At 74.0% G+C, this 18,527-nt stretch carries 14 protein-coding genes; 8 read left to right on the forward strand and 6 right to left on the reverse strand.

Annotation, left to right across the window (positions count from 1 at the left end; all coding sequences use genetic code 11):
- Positions 1–193 precede the first annotated feature (193 nt).
- The 4 genes from C1708_RS03780 to secD all read left to right on the forward strand — a co-directional run bounded on the left by C1708_RS03780 (position 194) and on the right by secD (position 4,660).
- The gene (locus C1708_RS03780; protein WP_106411295.1) at positions 194–1,171 is read left to right on the forward strand and encodes a HAMP domain-containing sensor histidine kinase; all 978 of its coding nucleotides are present in this window, start codon (positions 194–196) and stop codon (positions 1,169–1,171) included.
- Entirely contained in the window at positions 1,168–1,851 is a 684-nt protein-coding gene (locus tag C1708_RS03785) for a response regulator (RefSeq protein WP_106411296.1), read from the forward strand. Before C1708_RS03780 ends, C1708_RS03785 begins: the two co-directional genes overlap by 4 nt.
- Positions 1,848–2,279 (forward strand): hypothetical protein, encoded by a 432-nt coding sequence (locus tag C1708_RS03790; RefSeq protein WP_106411297.1) that lies wholly within the window; start codon positions 1,848–1,850, stop codon positions 2,277–2,279. Before C1708_RS03785 ends, C1708_RS03790 begins: the two co-directional genes overlap by 4 nt.
- Before the next feature lie 62 nt (positions 2,280–2,341).
- The gene (gene secD / locus C1708_RS03795) at positions 2,342–4,660 is read left to right on the forward strand and encodes a protein translocase subunit SecD (RefSeq protein ID WP_198602389.1); all 2,319 of its coding nucleotides are present in this window, start codon (positions 2,342–2,344) and stop codon (positions 4,658–4,660) included.
- Between the two features lie 185 nt (positions 4,661–4,845).
- Here the strand turns inward: secD and C1708_RS03800 are convergent, their stop codons facing one another.
- A complete protein-coding gene (locus C1708_RS03800; protein WP_198602390.1) occupies positions 4,846–6,720 on the reverse strand; it encodes an ABC transporter ATP-binding protein in 1,875 nt (624 codons plus the stop codon).
- A 394-nt stretch (positions 6,721–7,114) separates the two neighbouring features.
- Between C1708_RS03800 and C1708_RS03805 the strand changes: the two genes are divergently transcribed.
- From C1708_RS03805 to C1708_RS03815, 3 genes are all read left to right on the forward strand, one after another.
- Positions 7,115–8,212 carry a mechanosensitive ion channel family protein gene (locus C1708_RS03805; RefSeq protein ID WP_198602391.1) on the forward strand — a complete coding sequence of 366 codons (1,098 nt, stop codon included), beginning with the start codon at positions 7,115–7,117 and terminating at the stop codon, positions 8,210–8,212.
- A 171-nt stretch (positions 8,213–8,383) separates the two neighbouring features.
- A complete protein-coding gene (locus tag C1708_RS03810; protein WP_106411300.1) occupies positions 8,384–10,603 on the forward strand; it encodes an NADP-dependent isocitrate dehydrogenase in 2,220 nt (739 codons plus the stop codon).
- Positions 10,604–10,755: 152 nt separating this feature from the next.
- A complete protein-coding gene (locus C1708_RS03815) occupies positions 10,756–11,547 on the forward strand; it encodes an N-formylglutamate amidohydrolase (RefSeq protein WP_106411301.1) in 792 nt (263 codons plus the stop codon).
- A gap of 142 nt (positions 11,548–11,689) precedes the next feature.
- Here C1708_RS03815 and C1708_RS03820 read toward each other — a convergent pair whose 3' ends face one another.
- From C1708_RS03820 to C1708_RS03830, 3 genes are read right to left on the reverse strand one after another with little or no spacing between them, the layout of a single operon-like run.
- On the reverse strand, positions 11,690–12,184 hold the full coding sequence (locus tag C1708_RS03820; protein WP_502696050.1) for a hypothetical protein: 495 nt from the start codon (positions 12,182–12,184) through the stop codon (positions 11,690–11,692).
- On the reverse strand, positions 12,181–12,756 hold the full coding sequence (locus C1708_RS03825) for an RNA polymerase sigma factor (protein ID WP_106416139.1): 576 nt from the start codon (positions 12,754–12,756) through the stop codon (positions 12,181–12,183). Before C1708_RS03825 ends, C1708_RS03820 begins: the two co-directional genes overlap by 4 nt.
- A gap of 59 nt (positions 12,757–12,815) precedes the next feature.
- Positions 12,816–14,249: a S8/S53 family peptidase gene (locus C1708_RS03830; RefSeq protein WP_106411303.1), complete on the reverse strand. Its 1,434-nt coding sequence runs from the start codon at positions 14,247–14,249 to the stop codon at positions 12,816–12,818.
- Between the two features lie 126 nt (positions 14,250–14,375).
- On the opposite strand from C1708_RS03830, the gene C1708_RS03835 reads away from it, so the two are divergent.
- On the forward strand, positions 14,376–16,982 hold the full coding sequence (locus C1708_RS03835; RefSeq protein WP_106411304.1) for a CHAT domain-containing protein: 2,607 nt from the start codon (positions 14,376–14,378) through the stop codon (positions 16,980–16,982).
- 324 nt (positions 16,983–17,306) lie between these two features.
- Here the strand turns inward: C1708_RS03835 and C1708_RS03840 are convergent, their stop codons facing one another.
- Together C1708_RS03840 and C1708_RS03845 are read right to left on the reverse strand one after the other, a co-directional pair.
- Positions 17,307–17,975: an MSMEG_1061 family FMN-dependent PPOX-type flavoprotein gene (locus tag C1708_RS03840; RefSeq protein WP_106411305.1), complete on the reverse strand. Its 669-nt coding sequence runs from the start codon at positions 17,973–17,975 to the stop codon at positions 17,307–17,309.
- Positions 17,976–18,040: 65 nt separating this feature from the next.
- Complete coding sequence (locus C1708_RS03845) at positions 18,041–18,520, reverse strand: PPOX class F420-dependent oxidoreductase (RefSeq protein WP_106411306.1); 480 nt, start codon at positions 18,518–18,520, stop codon at positions 18,041–18,043.
- Positions 18,521–18,527: the final 7 nt, after the last annotated feature.

Below are 18,527 nucleotides of genomic sequence, written 5' to 3' on the forward strand. Positions count from 1 at the left end.
CCCATCTGTGCGGGGTCCGAGGACCCACCCCGTACGGCATGGGCCCGGCGGCCGGCGGAAAATGGGGCGCGCGGCCCATCGACCGGGCCGGGATCCCCGGGCAGGCTGGCCGGTGTCCGCCGGGACCAGGGGGTCGCTGCCGCATCAGGGGACGCGGTGACCGACAGTAGAGGCAGACGAGAAAGAGGAAGGCGTGACCTCCGTGTCCCTGTACTGGCGGATCTTCGGTCTCAACGCCGTGGTGCTCGGCAGCGCCACGGCGCTGCTGTTGTGGGCTCCGGTGACCGTGTCCGTGCCGGTGCTGCTGACGGAGGCGGTGATCCTCGTCGGCGGTCTGGGCGTGATGCTCGTCGCCAACGCGGCGCTGCTGCGCATCGGTCTGGCCCCGCTGGACCGCGTGACCCGGCTGATGACCACCGTCGACCTGCTGCGCCCCGGCCAGCGGCTGCCCGTGCGCGGCGGCGGCGAGGTGGCCGAGCTGGTGAGCGCCTTCAACGCGATGCTGGAGCGCCTCGAGGGGGAACGCGCCGCGAGCAGCGCCCGTGCCATCCTGGCCCAGGAAGGTGAGCGGCGCCGTATCGCCCAGGAGCTGCACGACGAGGTGGGGCAGAGCATGACGGCCGTGCTGCTGGCGCTGAAGCGGGCGTCCGACGAGGCGTCGGAGCCGCTGCGCGAGGAGCTGCAGCAGGCGCAGGAGATCACCCGCGGCAGCCTGGACGAGGTGCGGCGGCTGGTGCGCCGGCTGCGCCCGGGGGTGCTGGACGATCTCGGCCTGGTGAGCGCGGTGACCTCACTGGCCACGGAGTTCTCCACCCACACCGGGCTGCGCGTGGTGCGCCGCTTCGATCCGGACCTGCCCGCCCTGGACCACGAGACGGAGCTGGTGCTCTACCGGGTGGCGCAGGAGAGTCTGACCAACGCCGCCCGGCACGCCGAGGCCCGGTCCGTGGAGGTGACGCTGCACGGCACCGAGGAGGGTGTCGTGCTGGAGGTGGCCGACGACGGGCGCGGCATCGGCGCCGCCCGGGAGGGCGCGGGACTTCGCGGAATGCGTGAACGCGCCCTGCTGATCGGGGCCACCCTGGACGTCCGGAGCCCGGACGTGGTCTCCCGGACAGGAACCGGTACCCGAATCCGGCTGACCGTGCCGGCCGTCAGGAAGCAGTCATGAACGACCAGGACATCCACGCCGACCGCCCCGCGGACACGATCCGCATCCTCCTCGCCGACGACCACGCTCTGGTGCGCCGCGGCGTCCGGCTCATCCTCGACCGGGAGCCGGACCTGGAGGTGGTCGCCGAGGCCGGCGACGGGGCCGAGGCGATCGCCATGGCCCGCACCCATGACGTGGACCTCGCGGTGCTGGACATCGCCATGCCGCGGCTGACCGGTCTGCAGGCGGCGCGGGAGCTGACCGCGCTGAAGCCGGGCCTGCGCATCCTGATGCTGACGATGCACGACAACGAGCAGTATCTTTTCCAGGCGTTGAAGGCCGGAGCGGGCGGCTACGTGCTCAAGTCCGTCGCCGACCGTGATCTGGTCGCCGCCTGCCGGGCGGCGATGCGGGACGAGCCGTTCCTGTACCCGGGGGCGGTGACGGCCCTGATCCGCAACTACCTGGACCGGGTACGGCACGGTGAGGAGGCTCCCGAGCAGGTGCTCACCCCGCGCGAGGAGGAGGTGCTGAAGCTGGTCGCCGAGGGGCACTCGTCGAAGGAGATCGCGGAGCTGCTGTTCATCAGCGTCAAGACGGTGCAGCGGCACCGGGAGAACCTGCTGCACAAGCTGGGGCTGCGGGACCGGCTCGAGCTGACCCGTTACGCCATCCGCGCGGGGCTCGTGGAACCTTGACCGTCCACGTCCCGGGCCGTGCCGCCCGACTTCCGCTGAAGGCCGCCGCGGCCGTCCTGGCCGCGTTCGCGGCCGTTCTGCTGACCCTCGGTTTCACCCCCGGCACGGTCCCCGCGTCGGCGGTCGCGGAGGCCCCGGCCGCCCCCGCGTACTTCCCGGCTTCCCCCGGCACGCCGACGTACTCCTCCGGCACGCAGCCGCACAGCGACGAGGGGTACGTCGCCGCCCGTACCGTGTTCGTCCGGCCGGAACGGGACGTCGGCGAGCGGAACGTCGCCGCCGGCCCGCTGCTGTTCACGCCCGCGCACACGCCGCGGGTCCCGCCCCGGCCCGCGCGTCCCGCGCCCGCGGCCGGTCACGCGCCGCCGGCCGCCGCGCACGTCCCGGCGGATCTGGGACGGGCGCCGCCCGCCGCCTCCAGCGTCTGAGCCGTCCCCTTCCCCCTTCCGCGTGCCCGCCGACGGGCACGCGTGCCTTACTGGAGGCATCTGTGAAACGTCCCGCCCGCATCAGGGCGTTGTTCGCGCTTGCCGTGATCGCCGTGTCCGTGTTCGTCGCCGTCACCGTTCCGGTCCGTCTGGGACTGGACCTGCGGGGCGGCACCCAGATCGTGCTGGAGACCCGTTCCACCGAGACCCTCGAGGCCGACGCCGAGGCCACCGACCGCACCCTGGAGGTGCTGCGCGGCCGGGTCGACGCGCTCGGCGTGGCCGAACCGACCATCGTCCGCTCCGGCGACCAGCGGATCATCGTCGAGCTGCCCGGCGTGCAGGACCCGCGGCAGGCCGCCGAGGTACTGGGCCGCACCGCGCAGCTCTCCGTCCACCCCGTCAAGGGGCCGGGCGCCCAGGGCGGCGAGAAGCTGCCGGAGGGCGAGCGCGTGCTGCCCGACGAGGCGGGCGAGCGGCTGCACCTCGGCAAGGCCGCGCTCAGCGGCCAGGACGTCAAGAGCGCCGAGGCCCGCTTCGACCCGCAGAGCGGGGCCGGCTGGCACGTCACCGTCGACTTCGAGGACGGCAAGGGCTGGGCGCGGCTGACCGGTGAGGCCGCCTGCAACCCGGCGGGCGACCCGAAGCGCCGGGTGGCCATCGTGCTCGACAACAAGATCATCTCCTCGCCGCAGGTCGACCCGTCGGTGGCGTGCGGTGCGGGCATCACCGGTGGGTCCACGCAGATCACCGGCTCCTTCACCCCCGACGAGGCGAAGGAGCTCGCGCTGCTCGTGCACGGCGGCGCCCTGCCGGTGCCGGTGGAGACGGTGGAACAGCGGACCGTCGGCCCGACGCTGGGCGCCGAGGCCATCCGCGCCAGCGCCTGGGCCGCCGTCGTCGGCACCGCCCTCACGGCCCTGTTCGTGCTGGTCGTCTACCGCCTCATGGGCTTCCTCGCCATCGTGGCCCTGCTCTGCTACGGCCTGATCTCGTACGCCGGTCTCGCGGCCCTCGGCGCGACCCTGACCCTGCCCGGCCTCGCCGGTTTCGTGCTGGCCATCGGCATGGCCGTGGACGCGAACGTGCTGGTCTTCGAACGCGCCCGGGAGGAGTACGCCAAACGGAACCGGCCCAGCGGCCGCTCGGCCCTGACCGCCGGTTTCAAGGGGGCCTTCAGCGCGATCGCCGACTCCAACGTGACCACGCTGATCGCGGCGGCGCTGCTGTTCGTGCTGGCGTCCGGCCCGGTGAAGGGCTTCGGCGTCACGCTCGGCATCGGTGTGCTGGCGTCCATGATCAGCGCCCTGGTGATCACCCGGGTGCTCGCCGAGTTCGCGGTGGCGCGCCGCTGGGTGCACCGGCGGCCCCGGATCACGGGTCTGGCCTCCGTGGGCCGGGTGCGCGCGTACCTCACCCGGCGCGACCCGCAGCTGATGCGGCGCCCCCTCCGCTGGCTGGCGGTGTCCGCCGTGGTGCTGGCCGTCGCCGCCGCGGGCATCTTCGTGCGCGGGCTGAACTTCGGCGTGGAGTTCACCGGCGGCCGGCTGATCGAGTACTCGACCGAACAGACCGTCGACCCGGACCGGGCCCGTGCCGCCCTCGCCGACGCCGGCTTCCCGCAGGCCGTCGTGCAGTCCTCCGGTGACAGCGGTCTGACGGTGCGCACCGAGGAGCTGACCAACGAGGAGGCGGTCAAGGTCGAGGAGACCGTCGCCGAGGTCGGCGGCGGGGCGGAGAAGGTCCGTGACGAGCTGATCGGTCCGAGCCTCGGCGACGAACTGCGGCGCAACGCGCTGATCGCGCTCGGCCTGGCGCTCGCCGCGCAGCTGCTGTACCTGGCGGTGCGGTTCCGGTGGATGTTCGGCGCCGGTGCGGTGGCCGCGCTGGCGCACGACGTGGTGATCCTCACCGGTGTGTTCGCCTGGCTGGGCAAGCCGATCGACGGCGTGTTCCTGGCGGCGCTGCTCACGGTGATCGGCTACTCGGTGAACGACTCCGTGGTGGTCTTCGACCGCATCCGGGAGCTGTGGCGCAAGGACGCCAAGGCGCCGCTGGCGCAGGTCACCAACCAGGCGATCCTGCAGACGGTGCCACGCACGGTGAACACCGGTATCGGTGTGATCTTCATCCTGGCCGCGCTGGCCCTGCTGGGCGGCGACTCGCTGACCGACTTCGCGCTGGCCCTGCTCATCGGCATGGTCATCGGCACGTACTCGTCGGTCCTGACCGCGTCTCCCCTCGCCATCGAGCTGGACGCCCGCACGGGCGGCGGGAAGGACGGCCGCAAGCGGGGCCGCGCAGGCGGCTCCCGCAAGCCGGCGGCCACCCGGACCGCCGAACGCCCGCAGCGCACGGCGACGACGGGCGAACGCCTGTAGCCCTGCGCGGTGCCGCCGCCGACCGGAAAGCCGGCGGCGGCACCGCGCCCCCCGAAGGGGCACGGGGAACTGCGCGTTCAACCCCCGCCCACCCGCGCCATCCCCACAGCGCGAACCCCCCGAAGGGGCGCGGAGAACTGCGCGACCAGCCCCGCCCACCCGCACACTCCCGCCCACGCGCCACCTCACACAACCGCCGCCTCCCCCTCGAACTGCGTCCGGTACAGCTCCGCGTACCGCCCACCCGCGGCCAGCAACTCCTCGTGCGTCCCGCGCTCGGCCACGCGCCCGCCCTCGACCACGAGGATGAGATCGGCCGCCCGCACGGTCGACAGGCGGTGGGCGATCACCACCGCCGTCCTCCCCTCCAGCGCCTCCCCCAGCGCCTCCTGGACCGCCGCCTCCGAGGTGTTGTCCAGGTGAGCGGTCGCCTCGTCGAGGACGACCACCCGCTGCCGCGCCAGCAGCAGCCGCGCGATCGTCATCCGCTGCCGCTCCCCGCCGGAGAGCCGGTACCCCCGCTCGCCCACGACCGTGTCCAGCCCGTCGGGCAGCGCCCGCACCAGCGCGTCCAGGCGGGCCCGGCGCAACGCGTCCCACAGCTCGGCCTCGTCCGCGTCCGGCCGGGCCAGCAGCAGGTTGGCGCGGACGGTGTCGTGGAAGAGGTGACCGTCCTGGGTCACCATCCCGACCGTGTCCCGCAGCGACGCCGCGCTCAGCTCGCGGACGTCGACGCCGCCCACCCGCACCGCCCCCGAGTCGACGTCGTACAGCCGCGGCAGCAGGGCCGCGACGGTCGACTTGCCGGCGCCGGAGGAACCGACGAGGGCGACGGTCCGCCCGGGTTCGGCGCGGAAGGAGATGCCGTGCAGCACCTCCTCGCCGCCGCGCGTGTCGAGGGTGGCGACCTCCTCCAGGGAGGCCAGGGAGACCTTGTCGGCGGACGGATAGCCGAAGCGGACGTCGTCGAACTCCACCGCGACCGGCCCCTCGGGCACCTCGCGGACGTCCGGCTTCTCCCGGATGAGCGGGTCGAGGTCCAGCACCTCGAAGACCCTCTCGAAGCTGACCAGCGCGCTCATCGCCTCCACCCGCGCCCCGGCCAGCGAGGTCAGCGGCGCGTACAGCCGGGTCAGCAGCAGCGCCAGCGCCACCACCGCGCCCGCGTCGAGGGCGCCGGACAGGGCGAGCCGGCCGCCGAGGCCGTAGACCAGGGCGAGGGCGAGGGCGGAGACGAGGGTGAGCGCGGTGATGAACACCGTCTGGGCGGTGGCCGTCCGTACGCCGATGTCGCGGACCCGCCGCGCCCGCACCGCGAACTCCTCGGACTCCTCCTCCGGCCGCCCGAACAGCTTCACCAGGGTGGCGCCGGGTGCGGAGAACCGCTCCGTCATCCGCGTCCCCATGGCCGCGTTGAGGGCGGCGGCCTCGCGTTGGAGGCCGGCCATACGGCGGCCCATGCGGCGGGCCGGGACCACGAACACGGGCAGCAGCACCAGCGCCAGAAGGGTGATCTGCCAGGACAGGGTCAGCATCACGCCGAGGGTCAGCACCAGGGTGACGACGTTGGCGACCACGGTGGACAGGGTGGTGCTGAACGCCCGCTGGGCGCCGATGACGTCGTTGTTGAGACGGGAGACGAGCGCTCCGGTACGGGTGCGGGTGAAGAACGCGACCGGCATCCGCTGCACATGGTCGAAGACGGCCGTCCGCAGCCCCAGGATGAGGTCCTCGCCGAGCGCCGCCGACAGCCGTCGGCCCAGCACGCCGAGGGCCGCCTCCACCACCGCGATCAGCGCGATGAGCAGCGCCAGACGCACCACCGTGTCCGGGTCCCCGCCGGACACGACGGTGTCGACCACGCGTCCGGCGAGCACGGGGGTGGCCACGGCGAGCGCCGCGGTCGCCGTGCCCAGCAGCAGGAAGAGGATCAGCTTGCGGCGGTGCGGGCGGGCGAAGGCGCCGATCCGGCGCAGGGTGTCCCGGGTGACGGGCCGGCGTTCGTCCTCGGCGGTCATGACGCTGCGCAGCTGCGCCCATGCGGTGGTCTCCATGCTCATGACGGCGACGCTAGAACCTCAACCATGATCGAGGTCAAGGACGCGGCCGCCCCGGCTCGCGGACGGCGGCCGGACTCCGGCACGGGGCGGCGGCGCCGGCGGTGTCGGCGGGGAGTCCGGAGGGCGCGGTCCGGTTCGCGTCCGGGCCGGCCGGCACGACCCGTCCGACGGGTTGTGAGACCGGCCGCAGGACCGCTGGTGACCCGCCACGTGGTACGAACTGCCCTTCTGGATACGGCAGGATGAGCGACGGTGTCCACCGCAGGTCGACGCGGGTGCGGCACCAGTGGATCCCGTATACCTCGAGCAGGTGACATCACGTGACACGACTTCACATACGGCCCTCGGCCCAGGAGACACGGCCGTCGGCCCAGGGGTGCGCGGGGGGTGAGCGGTGACCCGCTCCCTCACCGTGGACGATCTGGTGCACGCCGGAATCGCCCTCGCCGCCGGCTTCCTGGCGGCGTTCCTGCTCCGCATGGTCCTGCGCTGGCTGGCCCGGCACGCCGAGCGCACCGCCTGGCGCGGTGACGACATCCTGGTGGACGCGCTGCGCACGGTCGCGCCGTGGGCGGCCGTCGCGGCCGGGGCGGCCTCCGCGGCGGCGGCGCTGCCGCTGACCCGGGCCGTGCAGCACCCGGTCAACCAGGTGCTGACCCTGGGGGTGATCCTCGTCGCGAGCGTGGCGGCCGCCCGGGTCGTGGCGGACCTGGTGCGCTCGGTCACCCAGTCGCGGTCCGGCGTGGCCGGGTCGGCGACGATCTTCGTGAACATCACCCGGATCCTGGTCCTCTCGATCGGTTTCCTGATCGGGCTGCAGACGCTGGGCATCTCCATCGCCCCGCTGCTCACCGCCCTCGGCGTGGGCGGTCTGGCGGTCGCGCTGGCGCTCCAGGACACGCTCGCGAACCTCTTCGCGGGCATCCACATCCTCGCCTCCAAGACCGTGCAGCCGGGCGACTACATCCGCCTGAGCAGCGGCGAGGAGGGCTACGTCGAGGACATCAACTGGCGCCAGACGACCGTCCGCGAGCTGTCCAACAACCTGGTGGTCATCCCCAACGGCCAGCTCGCCAAGACGAACATGACCAACTTCATGCGGCCCCAGCAGCAGCTCACCATCCTGGTCCAGGTCGGCGTGTCCTACGACAGCGACCTGGAGCACGTGGAGCGGGTGACGAAGGAGGTCGTCGCCGACGTGATGACCGAGATCACCGGGGCGGTGCCGGAGCACGAGCCGGCGGTGCGGTTCCACACCTTCGGCGACTCGCGCATCGGGTTCACCGTGATCCTGGGCGTGGCCGAGTTCAGCGACCAGTACCGGATCAAGCACGAGTTCATCAAGCGGCTGCACCGCCGCTACCGCGAGGAGGGCATCCGCATCCCGTCCCCCGCCCGGACGGTCGCCCTCCAGCAGGGCACGGTGCTGATCCCGTCCCAGCGGGACGGATCGGCGGTCCCGGACGACATGACCACCGCCCGGCCGGTCTGACGGCGGCGGGCCGCGGCGGACGTAGGGCGCTGCGGCCCGCCGGGCCCGCGGGCACGAAGGCGGGCCCGCGGGCCGCTCCCGCGGAATTCGGCGCGGACCCCTGTCGAGCCAGAAGCCGCCACAAGATATCTTGATGTCGAGCAATGTTGCAGACGTGGAGCGGAGCACCCGGTGACTGACTCGACCATCATCTATACGCACACTGACGAGGCCCCGGCCCTGGCGACGTATTCCTTCCTGCCGGTGGTCCAGGCGTACGCCTCCCAGGCGGGTGTCGCCGTGGAGACGCGGGACATCTCGCTCGCCGGGCGCATCATCGCCGTGTTCCCGGAGTACCTCACCGAGGACCAGCGCATCCCGGACGCCCTCGCCGAGCTCGGTGAGCTGGCGAAGACGCCCGCGGCCAACATCATCAAGCTGCCGAACATCTCGGCGTCGATCCCGCAGCTCAAGGCCGCCGTCGCCGAGCTGCAGGCCCAGGGCTACGCGCTGCCCGACTACCCGGACGACCCGAAGACCGACGAGGAGCGGGAGATCCAGGCCCGCTACGACAAGGTCAAGGGCTCGGCGGTGAACCCGGTCCTGCGCGAGGGCAACTCCGACCGCCGCGCCCCCGCCTCGGTGAAGAACTACGCCAAGGCCCACCCGCACCGCATGGGCGCCTGGACGGCCGAGTCCAGGACCAACGTCGCCACGATGGGCCAGGACGACTTCCGCTCCACCGAGAAGTCGGTCGTGATCGCCGAGGACGGCGCGCTGCGCATCGAGCTCAAGGGCGACGACGGCTCCACCACCGTGCTGCGCGAGTCGGTGCCCGTCCTCAAGGGCGAGGTCGTCGACGCCTCCGTGATGCGCGTCGCCGCGCTGCGCGAGTTCCTCGCCGCGCAGGTCGCCCGCGCCAAGCAGGAGGGCGTGCTGTTCTCCGTGCACCTGAAGGCCACGATGATGAAGGTCTCCGACCCGATCATCTTCGGCCACGTGGTGCGCGCCTTCTTCCCGAAGACCTTCGCGCAGTACGGCGACAAGCTCGCCGCCGCCGGTCTCACCCCGAACGACGGCCTGGGCGGCATCTACAAGGGCCTGGAGAGCCTGCCCGAGGGCGCCGAGATCAAGGCGTCCTTCGACGCCGAGCTCGCCGAGGGCCCGGACCTGGCGATGGTCGACTCCGACAAGGGCATCACCAACCTGCACGTCCCCTCGGACGTCATCGTCGACGCCTCCATGCCGGCCATGATCCGCACCTCCGGCCACATGTGGGGCCCCGACGGCCAGGAGGCCGACACCCTCGCGGTGCTCCCGGACTCCTCCTACGCCGGCGTCTACCAGGCCGTGATCGACGACTGCCGCGCCAACGGCGCCTACGACCCTTCCACCATGGGCTCGGTCCCGAACGTCGGTCTGATGGCGCAGAAGGCCGAGGAGTACGGCAGCCACGACAAGACCTTCGAGATCCCCGTCACCGGCACCGTCCGCCTGGTCGACCAGAACGGCGACGTCCTCATCGAGCAGGCCGTGTCCGCCGGTGACATCTTCCGCGCCTGCCAGACCAAGGACGCGCCGATCCGCGACTGGGTGAAGCTGGCCGTCACCCGCGCCCGCGCCACCGGCGACCCGGCCGTCTTCTGGCTGGACGAGACCCGCGCGCACGACGCCAACCTGATCGCCAAGGTCGAGCAGTACCTGCCGGAGCACGACACCGAGGGCCTGGACATCCGGATCCTCGCCCCGGTCGAGGCGACCAAGCTGTCGGTGGAGCGCATCCGCCGCGGCGAGAACACCATCTCGGTCACCGGCAACGTGCTGCGCGACTACCTGACCGACCTGTTCCCGATCCTGGAGCTGGGCACCAGCGCCAAGATGCTGTCGGTGGTCCCGCTGATGGCGGGCGGCGGCCTGTTCGAGACGGGCGCGGGCGGCTCGGCGCCGAAGCACGTGCAGCAGCTGGTCAAGGAGAACTACCTGCGCTGGGACTCCCTCGGTGAGTTCTTCGCGCTGGTGCCGTCGCTGGAGCACTACGCGGCCACCACGGGCAACGCGCGCGCCAAGGTGCTCGCCGACACCCTCGACCGCGCCACGGCGACCTTCCTCAACGAGGACAAGTCCCCGACCCGTCGTCTCGGCGGCATCGACAACCGCGGCAGCCACTTCTACCTGTCCCTGTACTGGGCGCAGGAGCTGGCCGCGCAGACCGAGGACGCGGACCTGGCGAAGGCGTTCGCGCCGCTCGCGGAGAGCCTCGCGGCCAACGAGGCGAAGATCGTCGAGGAGCTGAACGCCGTCCAGGGCAAGCCGGCCGAGATCGGCGGCTACTACCAGCCCGACCCGGCCAAGGCTTCCGCGGTCATGCGCCCGTCCACCACGTGGAACGAGCTGCTGGCGTCCCTGAGCTGACCCGGACGCCCCCTCGCTCCGCCCCGGCCGGCGACCCGCCCGGCCGGGGCGGAGCCGTCTCCCCTGCCCCGGGGCCGGGCCCGGGGGCCGTTGTCAGTGGCGTGTGGCACCTTGATCGCCGTACACCGCCGACAGCACCTTCGGAGCAGCGCATGACCGTCGTGCCACCCTCGTTCGACCTCCTTCCCGGCGATCCCGCCTCCCCGGTGATCCTCCACGTGCCGCACTCGGCGCGGGAGATACCGGCGGACGTACGGACCGGGATCGTCCTGGACGACCCCGCGCTGGAGCGGGAGCTGGACCACATCACCGACGCGCACACCGCGGCGATCGCCGAGGAGGCGGCCCGGGCGGCCGGGGTCACGCCGTGGCGGTTCGTCAACCGGCTGTCGCGGCTGGTCGTGGACCCGGAGCGGTTCCCCGACGAGCGGGAGGAGATGCTCGCGGTCGGCATGGGCGCGGTCTACACGCGGACCACGCACCAGGACGTCCTGCGCCCCGGCGGCTTCGACGCGGAACCACTGGTCGAGCGGTACTTCCACCCGTACGCGCGGGCGATGACGGAGGCGGTGGCGGACCGGCTCGCGGCGACCGGGCGGTGCGTGATCGTCGACGTCCACTCCTACCCGAGCGCCCCGCTGCCGTACGAGCTCCACGGCGACGGGCCGCGCCCCGCGGTGTGCCTCGGCACCGACTCCTTCCACACCCCGCCCGCCCTCCTCACCGCCGCCCGCGAGGCGTTCGCGCCGTGCGGGGAGACGGGCCTGGACAGCCCGTTCGCCGGCACGTACGTACCGCTGGACTTCTACGGCACACGGGCGGAGGTGTCGGCCCTGATGGTGGAGATCCGCCGGGACACCTACATGACGGAACCGGGCGGCCCCGCCCACGAGGGCCTGCCCCGCCTGGCGTCGGCGCTGGCGGCACTGATCGACGCGGTGTGAGGCGGCGTCCCGCCATGTGGCGGGACGCCGCTGGACGGGACGCCTGAGGACACCCGCCGCCCGGGGCCGCGTCGACCCGGGCTGCACGGCGCGAGGCCGCCGGCGGCCTCGTCCAGGCGGCCGGGGCGCGTCGGCAGGCCGGTCAGGCGCGGAGCCACTCCGTCATGACGACCTCGCCGGCCGTGTGCAGACGGAGGGCGAACGGGCCGGACGGGGTCGTGGCCGCGGTGAAGCGGCCCATGTCGTCGGCGGTGATCGTGGCGGCCGGGCGGGGGCCGTCCAGGACCTCGATGCGGGCGGGGCCCGGCGGCAGGACCTGGCCGATGAGGCCCTCCTCGGTCAGCTCGACGTCCAGCGTCACCTTGCCCGCGCCGAACGTCAGCATGCGCGGGGCGGCCGCCGCGCCCCGCACGGGAATCGCGTCGACGAGCGAGTCGAAGGTCAGCTCGGCGACCCGCGCGTCCAGGTCGCGCAGCGCGAACGCGTCGACGGCGCTCTGCAGCAGCGCCGCCGGCACCGGGTCCAGGACGGCCGCGGCCTGCCGCAGCTCCTCCTCCAGCAGTTCCTCGTCGGCGCCAGGGCCGTCGTCGAAGCCCGCGCCGTCGTCGTAGCCCATGTCGTCGCCCATGCCGCTCATGCCGTCCCCCGTGTCTCCAGCCGGGCCCGCAGCCGGCGCAGACAGCGCTGGCGCATCGGTCCGATGCTGCCCACCGCGATGTCGAGCGCGGCGGACACCTCCTGATAACTGGGCGGCGGCGACGCGATCAGCACCCGCAGCAACTGCCTGCACCGCTCGCCCAGTTCCTCGAACGCCTGCCACAGCCGCCGCACCCGCTCCCCCTGCGCGGCGGCCTCCTCCGTCTCCAGCAGCGCCTGTTCGGGCTCCCCGTCCTCGCTGACCGTGTCGAGCAGCCGCGGGTCGTCCGTCAGGACCAGCCGCCGTGCGTCGCGGTGCACCTTCAGGCACTCGTGGCGCGCGGTGCTGGCCAGCCAGGAGCCCGCCTTCTCCGGCTCGCGGATGCGGTCCAGGTGCTGGGTGAAGCGGAACCACACGGTCTGGTAGACCTCGTGGGCGTCGGCGTCCGAGAGCCGGTGCGCGCGCACCACGGACCAGACCAGCGGGCCGAGCCCTTCCACGATCGCCTTCCAGGCCGCCGCGTCGCCGTCGACAGCGGACCGGACCAACGCGCCGACTTCCGAACGCTCCACGGTGCCACCCCTCGTGTACGGCACGTCATGGTACGCCGTGGAGGGCATGGTTCCGGCCATCATGGCCGCGCGGTGGGCGCCGGGACGCGTACGGGGCGCCAAGTGGGCGGCAACAGCGCGGGCTTGCGCGCCCCGCGCACGTCCACGAACGCGTCGACGCGGTCCATCAGCTGCCGCCGGGCCGCGCGCGGGTCACGCTCTCCCCGCGCCGCCATGTGGGAGGCGATCATGCCGACCGCGACGGGGGTGGCGAACGAGGTGCCGCTCCACTGGGCGAGCCCCTCGAACATCACCTGGTCCGGCTTGGCGGACCCGTCGTCCTCGCTCAGCACGCCGGTGTGGCGCGGGTGGTGGCAGGTGCAGGCGTAGTCGAAGCCGTAGCGGCAGGCGTCGTAGGTGGAGTGCTGGTACACGTACGGCACGGGCGACCCGAAGCCGGTGAGGGCGCTGACCAGCCGCTCGCCGGGTGCGTACGCCTTCACCCAGGCGCCGTGGTTGCTGAAGCAGGCGTCGGACTCACCGTCCGCGCGCAGCGCGCCGACCGACAGCACGGCGTCCTCGTAACCGGGCAGATCCGCGTAGGCGGCGGGCCAGAAGGGCATGGCGCTGCCGTTGTTGCCCGCGGCGGCGACCAACAGGGTGCGGTGTGCACGCAGTTCGCGCATGAAGGCGTCGACGCCGAGGAGGCCGTCGGTGCGGCCGTTCGACGTGCCGGCGGAGAGGCTGAGGACGTCCGGCCAGCCGCCCGCGTCGACGGCGTCGAAGAGCTTCTCGCCGAACTCGTGCTCCAGCACCGCCCCCGCGTCGTTGAGGGCGCCGCTGACGGTGATGTCGGTGTGCGGGGCGACAGCGGCGACCAGTCCGGCGATGAACGTGCCGTGGCCGCAGTACTGCTGGAGGATCCCGTCGTCGTCGCACTCGGCGACCTGGGCGTCCCCCCGGGTGCGGGCGAGCGGCGGGTAGGAGCGGTAGTCGTGCGTCAGCCCGGTGTCGACGACCAGGACCCGCGCGGCGTCCCCGGCCGGGTCGCCGTCGGTCCCGGCCACGCCCGGGTTGGGCAGGGCGTCGCGCGCCACGGGCACCGGCTCGTCGCCCGGACAGGCGTTGACTGCGATGTGGACCACGTGGTTGCGGCTGACCATGCGGCGTCCGGCGCGGCCCTCCACCGCGGCGAGCGCGCGCAACGCGCCCTGGACGGCCGGGTCGCCGCCGGCGTCGCCCTCGCCGGGGTCGGACACCCGGATGCGGACGACGCCCGAGCGGTTGGCCGCGGGGCCCAGGCGGCGCACGCGGTCCGGCACGCCGGCGGCGAACGTGGTGAAGTGACCGCGCACGGTGTCCTCGACGACCTGCGCCTCCTCCCCCTCCCGGGCCAGGACGACGCCCTTCTCGTAGAGGAACTCCCCGGTGTCGTCGGGTCCCACGGCCAGCGGGACGTCCGGCATGGAGCGCTGGATCTGCCGGAACTGCTCACGGAAGCGCTGGGGTGGCATGGCGTGTCCTCCACTGGGCGACGGGGGCCGGAGCCGCGGAGCTGTCGTGAAGAAGAGTCTCCGGGCCGTCCCTTGATACAACGCCGTACCTGTGAGGCGTGGGCGCGGACCACTACCATCGGGGAGGTGACAGCGGGAAGCGACGCGGTGCAGGACCTCCTTCCGCTGGTGTTCGCCGCCCCGAACGAGGCGCTGACCCGGGCCGAGTCCGTGCTGCGCCACCGCCCGGCGCCCCTGCACGCCTCCGTCGCCCACCAGGTGATCGGCATCTGGCAGCGGGACTTCGGGGACATCCGGCTCGCCCTGCGTCATCTGCGCAGGGCGCGGGACTGGGCGGCGCGGGCGGACTCGGCGGACCGGGAGGCGGACGTCCTCGCCACCCTCGGGGTCGCGTTGGTGCACTCGGGGCGCACCCGGCAGGGCCTGGACGCCCTGGGCCGGGGCGTGCGGCGCGGCACCGGCCACACCCGTGCCCGGGTGCTGTTCCGGCGGGCGTACGCGTGGTGGGTGCTGGGCCATCACAAGGAGGCCCTGGAGGACGTACGGCGGGCCGTTCCGGTGCTGCGGCAGGCCGGGGACGTGATCTGGACGGCGCGGGCGCTGACGCTGCGGGCGACGGTGCATCTGGCGCTGGGCGCGGTGGAGCGGGCGGAGGCCGACTTCGCGTCGGCGGAGGACCTGTGGGCGGTCACGGACCAGGAGCACGACAAGGCGGACGCGGTGGAGAGCCGCGGGCTGGCCGCCTTCCGCTCCGGTGACGTCCCGGCGGCGCTGCGGCTGCTGGACGAGGCGGAGGAGCGGTACGCCAAGCTGGGCACGCCGACGTTCATGCTGAGCATCCGGCGCTGCGAGGTGCTGATGGCCGCCGGTCTGGCGGCGGAGGCGCTGGCCGAGGCGGACACGGCGATCGCCGAACTGGACTCCATCGGCGGGCAGTCGACGCGCAAGGCGGAGCTGCTGCTGGCGGCCGCGCGGGCCGCCCGGCAGGCCGACGACCCGGGGACTGCGATGGCGCGGGCGGGGCTCGCCGTGCGGCTGTTCGCGGGGCAGCGGCGCACCTGGTGGGAGGCTCACGCCCGGCTGGTGCTGATCGGGGCCCGGCACGAGGCCGGGAAGAGGTCGGGCAGGCTGGTCGCGGACGCGGCGGCCGTGGCGGAGCGGCTGGCGGAACTCGGCGCGCCGGCCGCCCCGGAGGCGTTCCTGCTGGCCGGGCGCATCGCGCTGGACCTGGGCCGGACGGCGGACGCGGAGCGGCACATGGCGGTGGCCGCGCGCAGCCGGCGCGGCGGGCCGCCGCTCGCGCGGATGACGGGCTGGGCGGCGCAGGCGCTGCGCGCGCGGGCGGCCGGTTCCACGCGGGGCGTGCTGGAGGCGTGCCGGCGCGGGCTCGACGTGCTGGACGACCACCGGATGACGCTGGGCGCGTCGGAGCTGCGGGCGCGGGCCACCGCGCAGGGCGCGGAGCTGGCGGCGCTGGCGCAGCAGGCCGCCCTGCGGTCGGGCGGGCCGCGGCGGCTGCTGGTGTGGAGCGAACGCTGGCGGGCCACCGCGCTGTCCGCGCCGCCGACCCGGCCGCCCGCCGACCCGGAGCTGCTGAGCCACATGACCGCGTACCGGGAGATCGCGGCCCGCGCCGAGGAGGCCCGGATGGAGGGCAGGCCGGTGCCGGCCCTGGAGCGGGAGCAGCGGCGCCTGGAGCGGGCGATCCGCTCCCGCACCCTGCACATGCGGGGCGAGGCGTCCGGCGACGACACCCGTTTCGACGCCGGCCGTCTGCTGGAGCGTCTGGGCGACGGCGTGCGGCTGGTGGAGCTGGCGGTGGTCGACGGGCGGGTGCAGGTGCTGCTGTGCGGGCAGGGCCGGGTGCGCCGGTTCGAGGCGGGGTCGCTGGCGGCGGCCGAGACGGAGGCCGAGCATGTGCAGGCGGGGCTGCGGCGGCTGGCCCATCCGGGGGCTCAGGCGCGGCTTCCGGTGGTGGAGGCGGCGGGCCGGCGGCTGGAGGAGCTGCTGCTGGGACCCGCCGCGGCGCACCTGGGCGACGGACCGGTGGTGATCGTGCCGCCGGGGCGGCTGCACCGGGTGCCGTGGGCGCTGCTGCCGTCGCTGCGGGAACGGGTCGTCAGCGTGTCGCCGTCGGCGAGCAGTTGGCTGCGGGCGCGGGAGACACGTCCGCCGCGCGGCGGACGCCAGGTGCTGGTGCGCGGTCCGGGTCTCGCCACGGGCGGCGCGGAGGTGACCCGGCTGGCCGCCCGTTACGGCGGCGCGACGGTGCTGGAGCACCGGGACGCGACGGTGCCGCGGGTGCTCGCGGAGCTGGACGGGGCCGGGCTGGCGCACATCGCGGCGCACGGCGCGTTCCGCACGGACGGCCCGATGTTCTCCTCCCTGCGGATGGCGGACGGCCCGCTGATCGTGCACGACTTCGAACGGCTCGGCCGCAGTCCGTACCGCATCATCCTGTCCTGCTGCGACACGGCCCGCTTCGCCACGGTCGGCGCGGACGAACTCCTCGGCCTGGTCACGGCGTTGCTGCCGTTGGGCACGGCGGGCGTGGTGGCGTGCAGCGCCCCCGTCAACGACGCGGCGGTCGTCCCCCTGATGCTCGCCCTGCACGAGGGCCTGGCCGCGGGCCTCCCCCTCCCGGAGGCCCTCCGCGACGCCCGGGCGGCCCTCCCCCCGGACGCCCTGCACCGGGCCACGGGGTGGGCCTTCACGGCGTTCGGGGCGGCGTGAGGGCGGCGGTGGCGTGACGGACAGGCCGGGCGGCGGGTTCTTCGGCCGCGGGCGGGGCGCGGGGCCTCCGGGCCGGCCGTACGAGTCGCGGCGCGAAAGGGCGGGGCCGGTGACGCCGACCGGTACGGGGTGACCGTGACGACGGCCGTCGCCTCGCTGCCGCTCCCGCACGCCACACGCGCGGTCCCCGGGACGCGCTCGGCCTCGCGCGCAAAGCGACGGCGCCCGGATCGCGCTCGGGCTCGCGCGCCGGGCGGTGGCGGCCCTACGGATGACGGGGTCCGTCGGCGGACCCCGCGCCCGGCGCCCGGCACGGGACCGCGCTCACTCGTAGCGCGTGCGCAGCGACTCCCGCTCCGTCTCCTCGATCTGTTCGACCGTCAGACCCGGCAGGCTGAGCTGGGCCAGCGTCACCTGGGCACTGCTCGGCTGGGCGTCGGCGGGCACCCAGCGTTCCGGCTGCCAGGCGTTGCCGCGCATCAGCGACTTGGGGCAGTGCGGGTAGGCCTGTTCGACCTGCACCACGATCGCCGAGACCGGCGGCTTGCCCACCGGGGTGAGCCGGCCGAGGAGCTCCGGGCGGGCCGAGACGCAGGCGCGGCCGTTGACGCGGAGCGTGGTCGTGCGGCCGGGGACGACGAAGAGCAGGCCGACGCGTCCGGTCTCCACCACGTTCCGCAGGGTGTCGAGCCGCTTGTTGCCCGTCGCGTCGGGGATCGCCAGCGTCCGCTCGTCCAGCACCGAGACGAACCCGGGCGGGCCGCCCCGCGGGGTCACGTCCGCCCGGCCCTCGGCGTCCGTGCTGCCGACGAACACCAGGGAGGCGCAGCCGATCAGCGCCCGGGCCTCGTCGGTGAGGTGGCCGGTCTCCTTGCGGACCGCGTTCTCGTTCGGCTCCGGGTACAGCTCGCGCAGTTGTTCCGTGCTGGTGAGGGCGTCCGCCCGCAGGGCGTCGAAGAGCAGGCCGGGGGTGGTCCCGGTGTCGGTCGTCATACGGACGACCCTAGAAGACGGCTCTGGTCCGGCGCAGGACTCCCCGTGATCCCGCGCGGCGGGCGTCAGCCGCCCGCGGACTCGTCCTGGCCGTCGACGTCGAGGGCCGCCCCGTAGAGCCGGGTGACCTTCAGACGGATGACCAGCCGTCGTTCGTCGACCATCTGCCGGAAGAAGGCGGCCTCGTCGTCCGGGCGGGCGAAGCGCGACATGACGTCGAGCAGTTCGCGGCCGACCGCGTCGCCGGGAACCGTCGTGACGTCCGACAGTTCGGTCTCGCCCTCGGCGACGGCGAACGACCAGACGTCGCCGCCCTGGACGTGGAGGGCGGCATGCGGGTCGCGGCGCAGGTGGGCGACCTTCACACGGCCGGCCGTCGTGGAGAACCGCAGCACGCGGGCGTCGGGGTCCCAGTGGTGGACCATCGTGCTCAAGTGCGGGTGGCCGCTGCGTCTCACCGTGGCGAGCGTGCCGAACAGCCCGCCGGCGAGCATCTGGGAGAGGGCGTCGTCGGAGAGGGAGCGGGGTCCCGGCCGTCTGGTCACGTCCCGG

It is taken from the genome of Streptomyces sp. DH-12 (assembly GCF_002899455.1).
Taxonomy (GTDB): domain Bacteria; phylum Actinomycetota; class Actinomycetes; order Streptomycetales; family Streptomycetaceae; genus Streptomyces.